The following is a 14,952-nucleotide window of genomic DNA, read 5'->3' as shown; positions in this document are numbered from 1 at the left end:
TATATGAGAAATATATGGCGGATAATTGAAATAACATCCTGCTAAAAAACGAACCTACGGACAGGAATTAGGATCGTTTTCTCAGACAGCCTCATTAATAGAGACAAGATTCTGTAAGACATATACTTAACAAGGAGGTTCCGAAAGAGGGGCCCAAAAGGCAATAAGGGCCCCTCAAAAGGACAACACGCGTATGGTTCAGGCGATTATTTGCCTTTAACGAGTTCGATTGGTGTTTTTACCCAACCTTCAAGTTTTGGCCCACCTGCAACAACTTCCAGTGCCATATCGATGGAATTTGCTGCCATATCCTGGCCAAACTGATCGACCGTGGCGAGCAAACGGCCATCTTTGATCATTGGTGTAACGGCTGGAATGTTGTCGAAACCAACAACTGCGATGTCTTTACGGCCCGCAGATTCAAGAGCTTTAACAACGCCAATTGCCATTGAATCGTTAGCAACCATTACACCCTGTGTATCTGGATGAGCGGTTAGAATGTTTGAGAACACGGTATTGGCTTCTTCGGTTTCCCAGTGCGCTGTACGGCTGTCGAGGAGGTCAAGTTTGTATTCTTTTACGGAATCTTCAAAACCAAGACGACGTTCGTTTGCATTGTCCGCACCGGGATTTCCTTCGATGATGACAACTTTGCCACCAGCACCAAGTAACTGACCAAGGGCATCCCCGGCAAGCTTTGCGCCACCACGGTTGTCCGGGCCAACAAAGGCAAGTTCGACGCCTTGCTGTTTTTTGGCTTCGGCATCAAGAGCAACATCAAAATTTACCACAACGATACCTGCTTCCATTGCCCGTTTTAGTGGACGCACCATGGCGCGAGAATCAGCGGGGGCGATAACGATGGCGTCAACACCTTGCGTGATGAAGTTTTCAACCGCATTGATTTGAGATTCAAAATCGGTTTCGTTCTGCATACCCACGGCACGCAGTTCGTAATCACCACGTTTGATTTCGTGTTCTTTTGCCCCTTCGAGCATATTTTGGAAAAACTCGTTGGCGAGTGATTTCATGATCAGGCCAACAACGGGTTTATCAGCTGCTTGTGCCGAACCGGCAAGCAAAGCGATAGAGGTTGCTGCAACAGCAGCGAATTTCGTGAATTTCATTCGTATCTCCCAGAGAATGTCACCAGTAAAATATAACCAGTGAATGGCTATGGTCGCGTTGCAACTTATTATACTCTCGCTTTGCGACTGCCATATTGAACACTCGGGGATGGTTTTTTGTCAATATGAAACGTTTCATTTTTATGAAACCATTCATATTTTTAAAAATAAGTATTTTATATCAGTATGATAAGTGAGAATAAATTTTTGAGAATCTTTTAGAGTGATTTTAGGAGAGAGCACCGATTGTATCTATTTTACCAGAGGGGATATCTGGAATTTATCTGATGCCCTCTCAATTCTATCCAGGGTTAGAGAGCGGACTTAACTCGCTGCAATATCTTTGATTATTTGTAGAAATTTATCGATTTCATCGTGATCGTTGAAATAGTGAACTGATGATCTGATTAAAATAGGAAGGTTGTTATTGGTGGCATCGATCAAGGTGCTGCTGGGGGACGAACCGCTGACATTGACACCCCGAGACAGAATTTCAGTAACAGCGTCCAGCGACTTAATGTCGTCGATAGAGAAGGTGACAATACCACATTGTTGAGGGGCGTTATGGGCTGCACCAAAGGTATGGAGTTTTACCCGTTTGATTTTTGCAAGGTTTTCCCGAAGGTGGCTTGCCAGTTCATCAATGCGCGTCTTGATGTTGTCTAGGCCCACTTCAAGCGCATAATCAACACAGGCCCCCAGGCCGAGTTTGGCGGCGTAGTTGTTTTCCCAGTTTTCAAAGCGCCGGGCATCGGGGCGAAGAACGTATTCGTTTGGACTGGTCCAGCTTGCAGAATAAAGGTCGATCATCGGCGGGTGAAGTTGATCCAATATGGATGAGCGCACATACAAAAATCCAACGCCGCGCGGTCCACGGAGGAATTTTCGCGCTGTTGCTGTGAGGATATCACACTGGATTTTCTCCACATCCAGGGGCATCTGTCCTGCAGACTGACAGGCGTCGACCAGATAGAGAATATTGTGTTTGCGGGCAATGGCACCAATGGCTTCAACAGGGTTTACGAGGCCCGAGTTGGTTGGGACGTGGGTGACGGAAATTAATTTGACCCGATCATCGATTAACTCTTCCAGTGCGCATAGGGATGTCTGACCCTTATCATCGCTTGGGATCACAGTGATCTCGACACCTTTTTGCTTGGCCAATTGTAAGTAAGCCACGTAGTTGGAAGCGTATTCTGCCTCAACAGTGAGGATGCGATCACCTGCTTTGAAGGGGATGGCATAAAAGGCCATTGCCCAACCCACAGTCGCATTTTCAACCACGGCAACTTCATCGCGGTGACAATTAATCAAGCGAGCAACGCTGTCATAAACACCTTCAATCGCGTCCCGACGTTTGTTTGCCGCTTCGTAACCGCCAATGGCAGCTTCGAGTTTGAGGTGGTCAACCTGCGCATCTAATACGGACTGTGGCATGAGAGAAGACCCACAGTTATTCAGGTGAACACAGGTTTTCTTACCCGGGGTGTCGGTGAATATTTTCTGTAAATCGATGTTCATGTGGTTGACCTTTGGGGATGCGATAAAGAGAGGTTGAGTTTCGGATCTCTTTTAAATCATGTTTTCTCAAGGCAGGACAAACGATTTTAGGGCAAGGTTCGCTTTACAAATTGTAATGTCTATGACGAAATAGAAACTCAAATATTCTAATGTTATTTAAGGAAGATATTTAGAACTTATGAAACTTCCGCCGCTTACAGCCGTTCGACACTTTACTGCCGCTGCCACTCACATGAGTTTTAAGCGGGCCGCCAAAGAGCTTCATGTTACCGAAGGCGCGATCAGTCGCCAGATCAAAGTGCTGGAAGAGTATATCGGATCGGCTCTATTTATGCGGGTCCACAGGGGCGTACAGCTTACGGACGCTGGGCAGCGGCTCCACGCCGTGACCGATAATGCCCTGTTGCAGATCAGCCAGATCGCCGAAGAACTTCGCGGTGTGGTGCCACAATTTACCCTGTCGGTGACAACCAGTTTTGCTATTCGCTGGTTGATGCCAAGGCTTTCGCATTACGAAGCCCTGCACCCCAATCATCCGGTCAATCTACAGGCGGTAAGCTATCCGGAATTGTCTCCGGTTAAGCGCTTTGATGCCTCAATTATTTATCTATTGGGCGACCCTTATGAAAATCAGGTGCGGGTGCCCGAGGGGGCCGAGCGCTTTATGGTGGAATGGTTGTTACCCGTGTGTGCCCCAAATTTTTTAAAGTATGGCGCAGCCTTTCGCCCGCAGGATCTGGAGCACAAACGCATTATCTTCAACGAGCCAACCGGGCGCGATTGGCGCAGTTGGGCGGGCAAGCTTGACGATGCCAAAATCAACCTCGATACCGCCCTGCGCTTTGAACACGATGACACCGCCATTCAAGCCGCCGTTGCAGGACACGGTATTGCCTTGGCCAATCTGGCCTATATCCACAACGAATTGGACATGGGAAGCCTGATCCCCGCCGTTGCCTGCGATCCCTTGCCAATTGGCGCGCACTATCTGGTCAGCGAACCTGGCAGGGCCGTTTTACCCCACGTCAAAGCCTTTCGCGACTGGTTGATAAAATCTGCGGCAGAATGTGGTTCTCAACGTTAGCTGAGGTGAAGCATTTTCTGCGGGACTTATCATTCCTGAATGAATTGCGCGATTTCGCAGTTGTTGAGCATGCGGCCGAGCATGGCTTCGAAAAACAGGCCGTGGCCGACGATGGCGAGGGGGCGGGTTGTTGCGGCCTCTAGTATTGGGGTGAATGCACGGACCCGCGCGTGAAAAATATCCAGAGGTTCATGAGGTACGCCGTGCTCGTTTTCCGGCCCTCTGTGCCACCAGTGATCATCCAAATGATCAAAGTTTAGCATTGGAAAGGCTTGGGTAAGAACCCGTGGATGACGCCCGACATCACAACTGTTGCACACCATTTCTCGGTGATGGGCCTCGACCGTGATCGGAACGGTGTCCTCGAAAATGCGCAAGGCGGTTTGAACAGCGCGGGTGAGCGGCGAGCAAATGACCTGCTCAATACCAAGATCCCTTACTTTCTCTCGTGCTTCATCGGCTTGCGCGCGTCCCAACGCGGTCAAGGGCGCATCGTAAATCAGGGGATCAATGCCGTCTTTTGCCACGGCGTTAAATTCAGATTGTCCATGACGGATAAGGTAAATTGGCATCGGGTAACTCACACAAGAGGAGGTCGTAAAATTTATCCCGTAAAATTTAACATTCTGGGGACTAATTTTACAATAATTTTAGGCTCAAGAAGGCGATGGTGAGAACCAACGTGAACTTGATAATGATATCGGAAGTCCGTTCACTTAGTTTGAGCAAGACCTTTTTCCCAAAGATGGTCGAAATGATCATGATGGGAATGAGGTAAAGGATCGGCGTTAAAACTTCCAAAGTTACCTGATCCGTTTGTAATCGTATTATGGTTGATACCGTACCGAGCACAACACTCAAGGTCGAGGTCGTGCCGTGCATTTGTTGCAAGGTGAGGTTCTCAGACAGGAAATATACTTTTCTAAGTGATCCACCGCCGCCAAGCCCGGTGCCCTGCATGAAACCCGACATCGTACTTGTGAGCATAAAACCGGCGCGTTGCTTGTGACCTGATTGTTTTTTTTTGAAAAGAGAAGGTGTGATTTTTTTTAACGCAAAAAACAGTGTCATCAAAAGCATCATCACATAGAGCATTACCTCTGGGACCACGCCGATAACAAAGGTGCCTATCACAGCGGTGGCGGCAGAAAGCGGTAACATTAAAAATACGTACTTCCAAACGATGTCCCGACGGAAAATGGTCGCTTTGATGCTGCTGTTAATTGTAAAGAAAAAAACCGTCAAACTAATAGCGACGTGAGGTTCAATGATTAGAGATAACAAAGGGTTAAGGATAATGCCCCCGGATACAGGGACCAGGACAAAAAAGAAGGAAGACATCCCGATGAGTAAATAGATCAATACTTCCATAAACCACATTCCTGTTGACCTAATGCGCTAAGTGGCGTCGTTAAGAGGTGCTTGTTACGTTTGCAGCAGGTGAAATTGAGAGGGCAGTTGGGATGGAAGTTACTTCTTTAAGTCTTAGGTATTCTAGTGGGGCTCTCGATTTCACTCAATGGTGGGAATTAGTGTTCGTATTTAGGTGTCGATTATATGTAACTGTAGTTGGGTGTGAGATACATAATTATTTAAGATGCGGGAGTTTAGTATATGGCTGTTATCTTGGCTTTAATTATTATCATATAATGGTATGATTGTTCGAGTATTGAGTTTGGTTATTTTTTATCCGATTGGGGACGCCAATTATAGATTTATATCATCCTCGCAGTCAGGCGTTGTTTGACTATTGGTCCAGCCTGCCCAGAGACGGTGTGTTGCCCTTGCGCAGTAGCTTCTTACCAGAAAAAATTCCACAAATTCTCCCTACGTTGATTATCTACGAGGTGATTTCGCCAACCTTTATTAACTTCCGTTTGGCAGGAACGGCTGTGCGCGAGCGTATGGGGCTTGATCCCACCGGGAAAAACTATCTTGATTATGTGTCTGCTGAACGGAAAGTGAAAGCAGGGCAATCCTTTTTTGCTGTGGTTGATCATCCTTGTGGCATGCGGGTGGTTTCTAATCACGGAATGGCATCTGGGCACAAAAAGTTTCTTGAAGTTCTGATGCTACCTATGAAAAATGACATGAGCGAACATCCTATTGCGATGTGTCAGAGCAATGAGATCAAACCGGAAAAAGAAGAGATTTTTCAAGATCCCGATTTACTTGAAAATATAACTGTCATGCGTCGTGATTTTATTGATATTGGCGCGGGAATCTCTGATTTCAAAGATTAAGACTTAAGCGCTTCTCCTTAAGGCGGGGGCCTTAAGCGTGAGCCATTAAACCGGAAACCCGAAAACTGAGAATTAGGCCCGACTTTTGTTCAGTACTTTTGGAGAACAAGCCGGGTATGATGTTTATGAGTTGTCTTTACGCTTAATCTGCGATCGTATTTGCTTAAAGGGCCAAGCCAGTTGGGCGATGAAACCAGCAGGCATTTTCTCCATAATGCCGATGTTGGCAGGGGGACGACGATCCGGGTTGATCCATGTGCGAAAGACCTGATCCCAGATGACAAGATTTTCCCCGTAATTTTTATTACCCTCACTGATTTTCTTACTGTGATGCCAGCGGTGCAGTCCTGGTGTATTGAACACCCACGACAGAACGCCAAAACGCATATCCACATTACAGTGGGTGAGCATACCAATATAGGCGGTGATGGCGCTGAGCCAAGTTATGGCCTCTAGCGGCGCACCAAGAGCCAGTGGCAGGCTGATACCGAGCAAGATAGAAAACACGGAATCAATAAAATGGAACCGCCCGGTATTGACGATCCACAACCGGGTAACTGAGTGATGGATGGCATGGAATTTCCATAATACGGGCCATTCATGCGCTATTCTATGAGCCCAATAAAGTCCAAACTCTGCGATTACTAAGGTCATGATGACCTGTATGAATAGGGGCCATTCCCGGGGCCAGATACCGTAGCCTTCTCCCTGCATTGGTGTGATATAGGCGGTAATGCCAATAACGCCGCTAAAGGTGACAAGGCCTTGTACCAGCCCTTTACTGGTGAGGGTATGAGCGATGTTGGCAAAGGTCTGTCCGTCATTCTCCAGCCATGTGCGTTCAAACGGCATGGTACGTTCGAGATAAAAAAGGACAATGGCAAGGGTGAGATAGGTGAGATTGAAAACCACAACAGGGTGCTCAATAGCAAAGCCATAGGCCGTTGCCATAACACAGAGCAGTAAGAGCATTGGCCATGAAAAACGTGCAATCAAGCGCCTGACGGCACTCTCTTGAGCTGTTCCTAAATCAACTGACATATATCCCCACTTAACCCCATCGTTCTAATTAATTGGTAACGTTTACTTAAAAAAACTGATCAGGTCCATCTTGATAGCGCCTTTGTTAAAGAAACATCGGGCTAACCTGAACAATATGGTATCCGAATAAACCATGAAAAATAAGGATTTTTTACCAAGTTAGTTTCTTCTCGTACATGGAAACATTGATGTTTCTCGGTTACATGGAAACATTGATGTTTCTCGGTTACATGGAAACATTGATGTTTCTCGGTTATATGGAAACATTGATGTTTCTCGGTTATATGGAAACATTGATGTTTCTCGGTGAATTAAAAAAGGCACGTCCTTGAAAACAGTATTGTCATGACAAAAGAAAGGCCCTTTTAAAAGTAAGAGATCTCCGCGCCATAGTTCGCACCATAGAAAGCAGTTATTGGATTCTCTTATTTATGCCTTTTATTCGTAGGTCGAAAAAGGTGTTAAAATGGAAATGTGCAATTAGCGCCGCTCCTTCTTCTAGGCACGACAAAGGCTTTTTGGCTATTTTTGAGCGATCTATTAGCCAACTTGCGACAAAATATTTTTTTTAACCCCAAAATTGAGCCGTTTTATTCTACAAGCGACGCTTTTGGATGAGGGGTGGTGTTTTTGGAATATGTGCATGCAATAATTGCATAGCCAGAATGAGATTTTGGCAATTGTCGATCCGGCAAGGGGCGCGTACCTAAGATTCAACAGAAAATCAACGGCTGTCGGGATCTGCGGGACCGAGCCCTTATTCAGGATTTAAGACCATGGCAAATGTATCTGTCAATGTAGTTCAGCCCGTTTCCTTCCGTACGGAAAAAGCTATTGCTTTCGTAATGAATACTGTTGCTGAACTCGTCAGCTCTTATAAAGCAAAGCGTCATGAACGTCGTGTGGAAAAAATTCTTGAAGGTTTGGATCCACGTATCGTGCGGGACATTCTGCCACAATAAGGACGATATAAACGGTTGAGTTTAGGCTCCCGTGATGTCGTAATAAAATAACCCTCGGCCTCTCCCGGCCGGGGGTTATTTTATTATAACTCTATTATCAACTGTTTGTGCCTGATTTTGGATATACTAGAGATAGTAATGCTTAAGACTGATTACGTTTGGCTTTGGCTTTTGTTTTCTCCGTCGTCTTTTTTACCAAAAGCATACCCAAGCCCCCCAGCGATAATTGTCGCCGCTTCGCTGGTCAGTGCGTCGTTGAGCGCGAGTATGGCGACTATCGGGAAAGCTATGCTGAGAACCGTATAGCGAATAAATTGCCAGCCAATTCCCTTACTGCCTTTACCATCAGCTCTTCTTCTATTGAGGTGCCCGAGCCATAAAACCATAGGGATCGAAGCGGCGAGGATTACGCTTGTTGCTGAAAGCATAATTTCGGAAATGATTTCCATAACGATTACTCCCCTAGTCTATGTGATATTTGGGTCTATGTGATATTTGGGTCTATGTGATATTTTGGAGAAACAAAAGTATCAATGCACCTGTTGATTGTAATGAGCTGGAGCGCAATAGGTCGAGGGTTATTTATTTACATCCACTTTATTCTTAACGAGTTTGCTCATGACATGCCTTTGAGAATAAAGGGCTAATATTATACTGAGTATTGAGAAGGGTATCTTGAGGTGAAATTTTGAACGCCTTTATGCCCCAAACTCAAATTTCTGGGGGCTAAAAGATAAAGCCTTTGTCGTTTAAGAAAAAACGTTCAAGGTTTTTAATATGGGGGCGCGCAGTTTATCGGTCTCTTTATAGCCGTAAAGCTTCAAAAGGTCTTCGGTTGCGGCGAGGTATTTATAGGCGTGGGGGTCTTGATAGATGGTGGTAAAAAAATCCGTTTTTGGTTTCAGATCGCCCATTGCTTCAAAACCCTGCTCGTTAAAGTCTCTCTCAGCATTGGCGAGCATTTTACCATAGAGAGTTTCATGGCGATGCCAAAGCTCAAGGCCCTTTTGGGACCAGTCTGTATAGCCCAACCGCCCCAGTTCCAACGCAGCGTGTAGGTAAGTGAGGATATGGATTTTTGAACCAGAGAAGAACCATGTGCGTTCCCCGCCTTTTGCGTCTTTTAGGGTTGGTACTGCGTTTAATAATGTACGTTTAATCAAGGCATCAGCGGTAAAATTTTCTGGGAGAGCGGTGATCTTTTCTTGGGAGTGATCCGCAATGCCATAGTAGCGTTTGTCGTCGTTAACCAGAGCGGCTTTAAAGAGATCGCCAAGCCCAGATAAAACATCGTGGGTGGCCAGCTCCGGCGCAGAGAAAAATACTCGTGCCGCCCACATGAAGTAGATAGTGCCATGGCCTGAATTGCGCAGTTCTTGAAAGAGAGGTTCAGCCAAATCCCCAAGTAGCCCACGCCACCCCTCGATAATAGGCCCACTGCTTTCCAACCAACTTGTTCGACCATTGGCTTCAATAAATTTTAGCGATTTCTCCCGATAAACATCTAGGGCAGGGGTTAGTTCTTCGATTGTATGGGTTTCTTTAAGGGCGTCCAGTGCCAGTAATCCCGCGCCTACATGGCCAAAGAACCACCCACGCTCTCCTGCTGCTGCAAGTGCAAGAATGCCGAGTTTTTTATCGGATAAAGTGGTTAATTTCGTCATCACAGGTTACCCCCAAAAAAATAATTTTACGCCAATTAGATTTATGGGGCGGTGACCAGATTTCAAGGTAGAGCCGTAGTAGGGGAGTCTCAAGAGAAGATTTCAGCGTTGTTTTTCCAATACATTTCTCTGTGACGATAGAGATAAAGTTGAGCCACCCATGCGGATACACCACTAATAGGAAAGACGAGTAAATACGAATAATAAAAGGAGGGAACATTATAATCTATGAGGACATAGCCGATAAATTCGTAGAGATAGCCTTCGTATATTAAAGGAATGAGAAAGAGCAACGAGCAGAGTTTTATCCCGCCAAGAAATGCTTTCCAAGGTTTATACTCATCTCCGGTTATATAACGGGGTAAAATATAAAAACCACAGATGAAGAAAATTGGTGTTAAATAGAGTGTCTTATTTAATTGAAATAAATATGGCGACCCAGAGCTAAACATTTGCAATATGCCTATTTTGGCAAAAGTTATCAGAAACAGAAATGTAAGACAGCTAAGCATGGTCTTATCCCAACGGGATATTTTAAAATTATTGTGAAATCGTGAAAATACAAATGTTCCAATGATCATTGATATCAAAATTTTGAATAAAAATTCGATTGTGAAGCGGTTCAAATTTATCGAAGTAATGCCAAGTATATCGACCCGGATAAGGTTACGTATATAAAAGCCAACTTCCCACTGTATGATAAAAGCATGCGACCCGATAAACACGGTAAAGAGAGCAAGCAAAAGCCGGAGCTTTAAGGTCGGTTTAATATCCATTTGGCGATTAAGAAGTGATACTCCTGATAAATCAAGGTAAATAGGCGTGGTATTTACTGTTTCATAACGACGTGAATAAGGGGATTGCCTTCACTTTATTTTTTAATACGCTCGATCTCCTATACTCTTTTTTCTTTAGGTTTTTTCTAGCTCAGCTCTTTTCGGTCTCAACCCTTTTCAAGGTAGGGGATCGTCCCGGCGAGATCTACTGCATCGAGTATGTGCAGGCGGCTTACTGACCCGTCTTGTCGGGCTTTTGCGTAAGGGGCGTATTCATCACTGCCGGCGAAATTTTGTACGGATGTGATGTCGGGGAATTCAAGTAAGGCAACCAACGTTGTGTCCATAGGTTCACCCTCAACAGTGGTGATGTTGCCCGTACGGGTAAGGTACTTGCCACCAAACTTGTGGACAATATTGTGTACATTGGCAGCGTAGTCCGGGATCCAGCTGTTGTCTGTTACTTTGATATCGGCGATGACGTAAATACTCACGAGTTATTCCTCCATAAATCTAATATAAAAAGCACGTGGGGCGCAGTGCTTTTGGATAGGCATGTTTAAATATAATAGATATCTCGATGATACGGAACGATCCACGTGAACACATGGTACTCTGTTTTGATGGAAATAGCTTTTGCTAAGTGATGGCAGTTTCGAGAGAACGGTTCATATTTTCTGCATTTTCTCTTATAGGATTGTTAGTGCATAACTTCTGCTGCTATTAATTCTGCTTGGTAAGGAGGTAGCTGTATGCAAAAGGTGGTGCCTTTTCCTTCCTGGCTTTTAACCGTAATTTGTCCATTGAGCTTTTCAGTGAGGTCTTTGCAAAGGTGAAGTCCTAGCCCTGTACTTTTTTCACCACAAGTTCCTCTTGCGGATATGTTTATCCAAAGTTTCCTCCGTATCGTCTAGAGTTTAAGACAAACCGTTAATAATTTTATTAAGAACTTGATCTTTTATCTTTAAATTGGATTTCACAGTCATCGATTGTGAGGAAAATTGAATAGGCTTGGATGTAAAACAGAAAAGTACAATATTTATCGCTATCCTCAATAGAGCGTTACTTTCGAATTAAGTAATTTTAGTGTAATTTGAACGCATATGATATAGTATTATTGTGTTTAATGCGAGTTTACCAAGTAAAGGTTGATTATTATTGTGGTATCGCTAGCATTGATTGTAAAGTGAGAGGCGCTGTATGACTAGATTATTCAGTTTAGTGATGTTGTCGCGAGCCTTTGTAAGCAATTGCCTCTCTGTTCTTCTTGTTCTTTCTTTCACATTATCAAATGCCAGGGCTGAAACCTATGAAGTGGCAACCACAACGGTGTCTGATTACGCGACGGCGGCTTTTAAGCATTTGGAATATTTCTATAATCAATTGGGTCATGAATTGAACATGGTGCTAGAGCCGAATGCTCGTAGTTTAAAAAGTGTCAATGCTGGTAAGTATGACAGTGAACTTGCCCGGGTTGCCGGGATGGAGATAACACTGCCAAACCTGATCCCACTTGGAGAACCTTATATGGTTCAAAATTTAATTATTGCCTATCATCGGGATGAAACCGAAATTCCCCAAACTCTAGAGCATTTGATTGAGTTGATGGAAAAAGGGGCGTCCGTGGCCTTTCCTCTCGGTAATAAGTTTTTGACAAAATCTCTTGGCCCAAAGGGTGGTTATGCTGTCAGTGATAACACGACCCTTTTAAAGCTGATCAGCCGAAAACGGGTCCGTTATAGTGCAAGTTTCCTAGGGGTTATGGAGCAGCATGCTGATATGTTTACGGACGTTATTGTTGGATTAGACCAGCCTTTGCTTGTGATCCCGATGTATCATTACTTGCATATACGAAATACGAATTTACGTCTGCCTCTGACGCTTGCAATCAAACAGTACAATGTGGGTAACGGCCATGTGCCATCAATGCTTGAACTAAAACGTCGTTACAACAGCGAGTAGTCCACGTTGTTTTGAACAAATTTTAAGCTTATGCACATATTTATAAAATTACTTAAATGTAACGTAGGCCAGAGTTTCTGATACCTTGCCTTCACGTTCAAGAGGAATGATAACGGCGTTGAGAAACTGAAAATCTTTATCAAGCCAGTGAATGTTGGTGTGGATATATAAGGGTTTGAGATTGGTCATGACATCCATATGGGCTTGCCAAAAGGTATCTTCTGTTTGTTTGAACTCTCCGCGCAGGATGTATTTTCCTGTTAGATCCATATCGTAGACGGTGGTAAGTTTTGTTCCCCAAAAACTGTAAATGAAATCGTTTTTGTCCTGATGCCATCTATTAAGGACGAGGTGAGGCCAGTAGCTAACAAAAGGGCGGGATTGTATAAGAGGGATGGTCATATACCCCTCTCCACGCGCAGTGTCGCAGAGCTTTAAAAATCTAACGATATCTGGATGTTTTATGCTCTCATCCAGGTTTATTAAAATTCCAGACACAGTCTTACCAATCTCGATTAAAGATGTTTATCAATCAGATGCAAAGGCCAGATGTAGAAGTGTTCAATACCCGGTCACGCAATTCTTTTATACCCCTCGTCGTTGATAATGACCACAGGCTAACTTGCATGGTTGTTTTTTTTAAAGGTAACTTTTATTTTTACAATCTATTTTGAGCGTGAATAATCGTTCACTTGTAAATAAGGTCTATGTGAATCGTTATTTTAATAACTAAATCATAGATTGTTGATTTGTTACTATTTTGTGATAACAAAAATTCCAATTAATGTGGTCTCGGTGTTAAGTGTTTTAAATTGTTATCTAAAATAATATCTCAGGGGATGTTCTCGATTATCTGCCAATGGGCTGACTAAAAAAATATAATTAATATGCGTTTGCCATAAATTTTACGGCTTGTTTTTGTACTTTCTTCGAGGCATCCTTGAAGAGATTTAACAGTGATATTGTGTGAACAATTTTACACATTGTTTAGTCTTAGTACCTATAATTCGTGATTAAATTGCGTTGTGAACAACCGTTACAGAATAGGTTTATGCTTTGCATTCATTTTCCACGAAGCTTGGATACATTGCTATAAAACACTTGATTGATTGGCTGAGCTACGGGGGTAACAGTATGCCGAGAAAGGTAGCGTTTAACGCAAAATCGTTCGTTATTTTTAAATTTTTCAAGCTTTTCAAATTTATCGGAATTTTAAAATTCTTTGCAGTTTTTGGGTTACTAACTGCGTCTCTTCTGTTTTTTAGTAATACATCTTATGCAAGTGAATCATGTGGTCGTCTGACGGTGGGATGGATCGATTGGCCCCCCTATCAAATGGTAAACCCGGCTTTTCCGGTCGGTCCTGTTGCGGATGCGAACCCAATGGGAATAGATATCGACGCTGCTGAGAAATATCTTGGTGCGTTGGGCTGCGAACTGGTCTTTGTTAAAAAACCTTGGGCACGGCTGTTGAAACAGTTGGAAGAGGGAGATCTTGATGTTCTGTTGGGGATGTCTGATACAAAGAAGCGTCGCCAATATGCTAATTTCAGCAAAGCCTATCGTGAAGAAACGATTTGGCTTTTTATAAACGCAGGTCGTACAAAGTATGATCATTTTACGAAGCTCGAAGATATTATCGGGACTAACTTTCGCCTTGGCATTTCCCGGAATGCGTATATGGGGGAAGAGTTCGACAAATTGTCAGAAAATCCCAAATTTCGCGAACGCTTGTTCAAAACCGTTGGAGGTGAAAATTTCCAGTTGTTGATTGGCGGTCGTGTTGACGGGTTTATGGTTGATAAAGAGACAGGAAAGGCCCGGATTCAAATTGAGGGTCTGGAGGGTCTGATTGTTCCTCACAAAAATGTTCAAATCGAGCTTGGTCCAGTTCATATTATGGTTGGGCATAAATCGTTATCTGATGAGCTTTTGACCAAACTTGACGAGATTATCGAACAGGATCTTGTTTGGAGCGAACAAAATGCTCAGATTAAACCAAACTTTGTCGCGAGCCGTTAGGTCGAAGATCTAACGATTAATTATAGAGAAATGAAAAGCTCTCAAGGTATAGGTTTATGAGGGTTTCAAATTTTCAGATCCTCTTAATCTTTCTCGGGCATGATCTTTATATAAAGAAAGTCCCAATCTTGAGAGAGCCCCGTTTGGTGGCGCTCTTGGATTTTGGTAGGGAATAAGGAGATTATAATGAAAAAGTATGAACTGGTGCTCGAGCATAGTCGAGAAGATCTCAACGACAAAGTAACTTCCATGCTCAACGAGGGATGGGATGTTTCAGGAAGTCTGACAATAAGTAAAGATGATGAAGGTTTCCCCTATTTTTATCAACCTATGATTAGACACGATTCTGGTTCTTCTAACTAATCGTTCTTCAATAACAGACTATAATTTTCTTAACAAATGGCCTCGGATTTATTTCATCCGGGGTTTTTTTTGTTCATTTTTTTGTTTAGTTTTTTTCGTTCGAAGAGGTGTGAAGTTCAGATTATAAGGTTTCAAAATTTTGTATTGTTTATCTTAGTTTCAGCTGCAATCTATTTTTTAGGGCCGA

Annotated in this window: 17 protein-coding genes; 7 read left to right on the top strand and 10 right to left on the bottom strand. The window is 43.7% G+C overall.

Features of this window, described 5'->3' with window-relative positions:
• Positions 1 to 206: 206 nt before the first annotated feature.
• Positions 207 to 1,127 carry a sugar ABC transporter substrate-binding protein gene (locus tag ACFSKO_RS09670; RefSeq protein WP_380250915.1) on the bottom strand — a complete coding sequence of 307 codons (921 nt, stop codon included), beginning with the start codon at positions 1,125 to 1,127 and terminating at the stop codon, positions 207 to 209.
• Between the two features lie 324 nt (positions 1,128 to 1,451).
• Entirely contained in the window at positions 1,452 to 2,648 is a 1,197-nt protein-coding gene (locus ACFSKO_RS09665) for an aminotransferase class V-fold PLP-dependent enzyme (RefSeq protein ID WP_380250913.1), read from the bottom strand.
• A 178-nt stretch (positions 2,649 to 2,826) separates the two neighbouring features.
• Between ACFSKO_RS09665 and ACFSKO_RS09660 the strand changes: the two genes are divergently transcribed.
• The gene (locus ACFSKO_RS09660; RefSeq protein WP_380250911.1) at positions 2,827 to 3,732 is read left to right on the top strand and encodes a LysR substrate-binding domain-containing protein; all 906 of its coding nucleotides are present in this window, start codon (positions 2,827 to 2,829) and stop codon (positions 3,730 to 3,732) included.
• A 29-nt stretch (positions 3,733 to 3,761) separates the two neighbouring features.
• Here ACFSKO_RS09660 and ACFSKO_RS09655 read toward each other — a convergent pair whose 3' ends face one another.
• Together ACFSKO_RS09655 and ACFSKO_RS09650 are read right to left on the bottom strand one after the other, a co-directional pair.
• Positions 3,762 to 4,304 (bottom strand): histidine phosphatase family protein, encoded by a 543-nt coding sequence (locus ACFSKO_RS09655; protein WP_380250909.1) that lies wholly within the window; start codon positions 4,302 to 4,304, stop codon positions 3,762 to 3,764.
• 67 nt (positions 4,305 to 4,371) lie between these two features.
• Positions 4,372 to 5,103, bottom strand: coding sequence for a TSUP family transporter (locus tag ACFSKO_RS09650; RefSeq protein ID WP_380250907.1), 732 nt, complete (start codon positions 5,101 to 5,103; stop codon positions 4,372 to 4,374).
• Between the two features lie 323 nt (positions 5,104 to 5,426).
• On the opposite strand from ACFSKO_RS09650, the gene ACFSKO_RS09645 reads away from it, so the two are divergent.
• Complete coding sequence (locus tag ACFSKO_RS09645) at positions 5,427 to 5,975, top strand: PAS domain-containing protein (protein WP_380250905.1); 549 nt, start codon at positions 5,427 to 5,429, stop codon at positions 5,973 to 5,975.
• A gap of 123 nt (positions 5,976 to 6,098) precedes the next feature.
• On the opposite strand, the gene ACFSKO_RS09640 is transcribed toward ACFSKO_RS09645, so the two are convergent.
• Positions 6,099 to 7,016, bottom strand: coding sequence for a sterol desaturase family protein (locus ACFSKO_RS09640; RefSeq protein WP_380250903.1), 918 nt, complete (start codon positions 7,014 to 7,016; stop codon positions 6,099 to 6,101).
• Positions 7,017 to 7,204: 188 nt separating this feature from the next.
• On the opposite strand from ACFSKO_RS09640, the gene ACFSKO_RS09635 reads away from it, so the two are divergent.
• Positions 7,205 to 7,348 (top strand): hypothetical protein, encoded by a 144-nt coding sequence (locus ACFSKO_RS09635; RefSeq protein ID WP_380250901.1) that lies wholly within the window; start codon positions 7,205 to 7,207, stop codon positions 7,346 to 7,348.
• A 444-nt stretch (positions 7,349 to 7,792) separates the two neighbouring features.
• Positions 7,793 to 7,978 carry a hypothetical protein gene (locus tag ACFSKO_RS09630; RefSeq protein WP_380250899.1) on the top strand — a complete coding sequence of 62 codons (186 nt, stop codon included), beginning with the start codon at positions 7,793 to 7,795 and terminating at the stop codon, positions 7,976 to 7,978.
• A 152-nt stretch (positions 7,979 to 8,130) separates the two neighbouring features.
• Here ACFSKO_RS09630 and ACFSKO_RS09625 read toward each other — a convergent pair whose 3' ends face one another.
• The 4 genes from ACFSKO_RS09625 to ACFSKO_RS09610 all read right to left on the bottom strand — a co-directional run bounded on the left by ACFSKO_RS09625 (position 8,131) and on the right by ACFSKO_RS09610 (position 11,301).
• Positions 8,131 to 8,427: a hypothetical protein gene (locus tag ACFSKO_RS09625; protein ID WP_380250897.1), complete on the bottom strand. Its 297-nt coding sequence runs from the start codon at positions 8,425 to 8,427 to the stop codon at positions 8,131 to 8,133.
• 300 nt (positions 8,428 to 8,727) lie between these two features.
• Positions 8,728 to 9,642: a hypothetical protein gene (locus ACFSKO_RS09620; RefSeq protein WP_380250895.1), complete on the bottom strand. Its 915-nt coding sequence runs from the start codon at positions 9,640 to 9,642 to the stop codon at positions 8,728 to 8,730.
• A 943-nt stretch (positions 9,643 to 10,585) separates the two neighbouring features.
• Complete coding sequence (locus ACFSKO_RS09615; RefSeq protein ID WP_380250893.1) at positions 10,586 to 10,912, bottom strand: DUF1330 domain-containing protein; 327 nt, start codon at positions 10,910 to 10,912, stop codon at positions 10,586 to 10,588.
• A 206-nt stretch (positions 10,913 to 11,118) separates the two neighbouring features.
• Positions 11,119 to 11,301: a sensor histidine kinase gene (locus ACFSKO_RS09610; RefSeq protein WP_380252253.1), complete on the bottom strand. Its 183-nt coding sequence runs from the start codon at positions 11,299 to 11,301 to the stop codon at positions 11,119 to 11,121.
• 317 nt (positions 11,302 to 11,618) lie between these two features.
• On the opposite strand from ACFSKO_RS09610, the gene ACFSKO_RS09605 reads away from it, so the two are divergent.
• Positions 11,619 to 12,380, top strand: coding sequence for a hypothetical protein (locus tag ACFSKO_RS09605; protein ID WP_380250891.1), 762 nt, complete (start codon positions 11,619 to 11,621; stop codon positions 12,378 to 12,380).
• Positions 12,381 to 12,428: 48 nt separating this feature from the next.
• On the opposite strand, the gene ACFSKO_RS09600 is transcribed toward ACFSKO_RS09605, so the two are convergent.
• The gene (locus ACFSKO_RS09600) at positions 12,429 to 12,782 is read right to left on the bottom strand and encodes a PAS domain-containing protein (protein WP_380250889.1); all 354 of its coding nucleotides are present in this window, start codon (positions 12,780 to 12,782) and stop codon (positions 12,429 to 12,431) included.
• Positions 12,783 to 13,514: 732 nt separating this feature from the next.
• Here ACFSKO_RS09600 and ACFSKO_RS09595 point away from each other — a divergent pair.
• Together ACFSKO_RS09595 and ACFSKO_RS09590 are read left to right on the top strand one after the other, a co-directional pair.
• On the top strand, positions 13,515 to 14,402 hold the full coding sequence (locus ACFSKO_RS09595) for a substrate-binding periplasmic protein (RefSeq protein ID WP_380250887.1): 888 nt from the start codon (positions 13,515 to 13,517) through the stop codon (positions 14,400 to 14,402).
• A 186-nt stretch (positions 14,403 to 14,588) separates the two neighbouring features.
• Entirely contained in the window at positions 14,589 to 14,765 is a 177-nt protein-coding gene (locus ACFSKO_RS09590) for a DUF1737 domain-containing protein (protein ID WP_380250885.1), read from the top strand.
• Positions 14,766 to 14,952 lie beyond the last annotated feature (187 nt).

The sequence above is a fragment of the Kiloniella antarctica genome (assembly GCF_042682825.1).
Taxonomy (GTDB): domain Bacteria; phylum Pseudomonadota; class Alphaproteobacteria; order Kiloniellales; family Kiloniellaceae; genus Kiloniella; species Kiloniella antarctica.
This window is presented reverse-complemented; position numbering and strand designations above follow the sequence as displayed.

Coding starts and splice junctions, on each gene's coding strand:
- ACFSKO_RS09625 (WP_380250897.1), bottom strand. CDS start 8,427: ATGGAAATCATTTCCGAAATTATGCTTTCAGCAACAAGCGTAATCCTC.
- ACFSKO_RS09650 (WP_380250907.1), bottom strand. CDS start 5,103: ATGGAAGTATTGATCTATTTACTCATCGGGATGTCTTCCTTCTTTTTT.
- ACFSKO_RS09635 (WP_380250901.1), top strand. CDS start 7,205: ATGTTTCTCGGTTACATGGAAACATTGATGTTTCTCGGTTACATGGAA.
- ACFSKO_RS09620 (WP_380250895.1), bottom strand. CDS start 9,642: ATGACGAAATTAACCACTTTATCCGATAAAAAACTCGGCATTCTTGCA.
- ACFSKO_RS09665 (WP_380250913.1), bottom strand. CDS start 2,648: ATGAACATCGATTTACAGAAAATATTCACCGACACCCCGGGTAAGAAA.
- ACFSKO_RS09605 (WP_380250891.1), top strand. CDS start 11,619: ATGACTAGATTATTCAGTTTAGTGATGTTGTCGCGAGCCTTTGTAAGC.
- ACFSKO_RS09600 (WP_380250889.1), bottom strand. CDS start 12,782: ATGACCATCCCTCTTATACAATCCCGCCCTTTTGTTAGCTACTGGCCT.
- ACFSKO_RS09660 (WP_380250911.1), top strand. CDS start 2,827: ATGAAACTTCCGCCGCTTACAGCCGTTCGACACTTTACTGCCGCTGCC.
- ACFSKO_RS09670 (WP_380250915.1), bottom strand. CDS start 1,127: ATGAAATTCACGAAATTCGCTGCTGTTGCAGCAACCTCTATCGCTTTG.
- ACFSKO_RS09590 (WP_380250885.1), top strand. CDS start 14,589: ATGAAAAAGTATGAACTGGTGCTCGAGCATAGTCGAGAAGATCTCAAC.
- ACFSKO_RS09640 (WP_380250903.1), bottom strand. CDS start 7,016: ATGTCAGTTGATTTAGGAACAGCTCAAGAGAGTGCCGTCAGGCGCTTG.
- ACFSKO_RS09630 (WP_380250899.1), top strand. CDS start 7,793: ATGGCAAATGTATCTGTCAATGTAGTTCAGCCCGTTTCCTTCCGTACG.
- ACFSKO_RS09595 (WP_380250887.1), top strand. CDS start 13,515: ATGCCGAGAAAGGTAGCGTTTAACGCAAAATCGTTCGTTATTTTTAAA.
- ACFSKO_RS09655 (WP_380250909.1), bottom strand. CDS start 4,304: ATGCCAATTTACCTTATCCGTCATGGACAATCTGAATTTAACGCCGTG.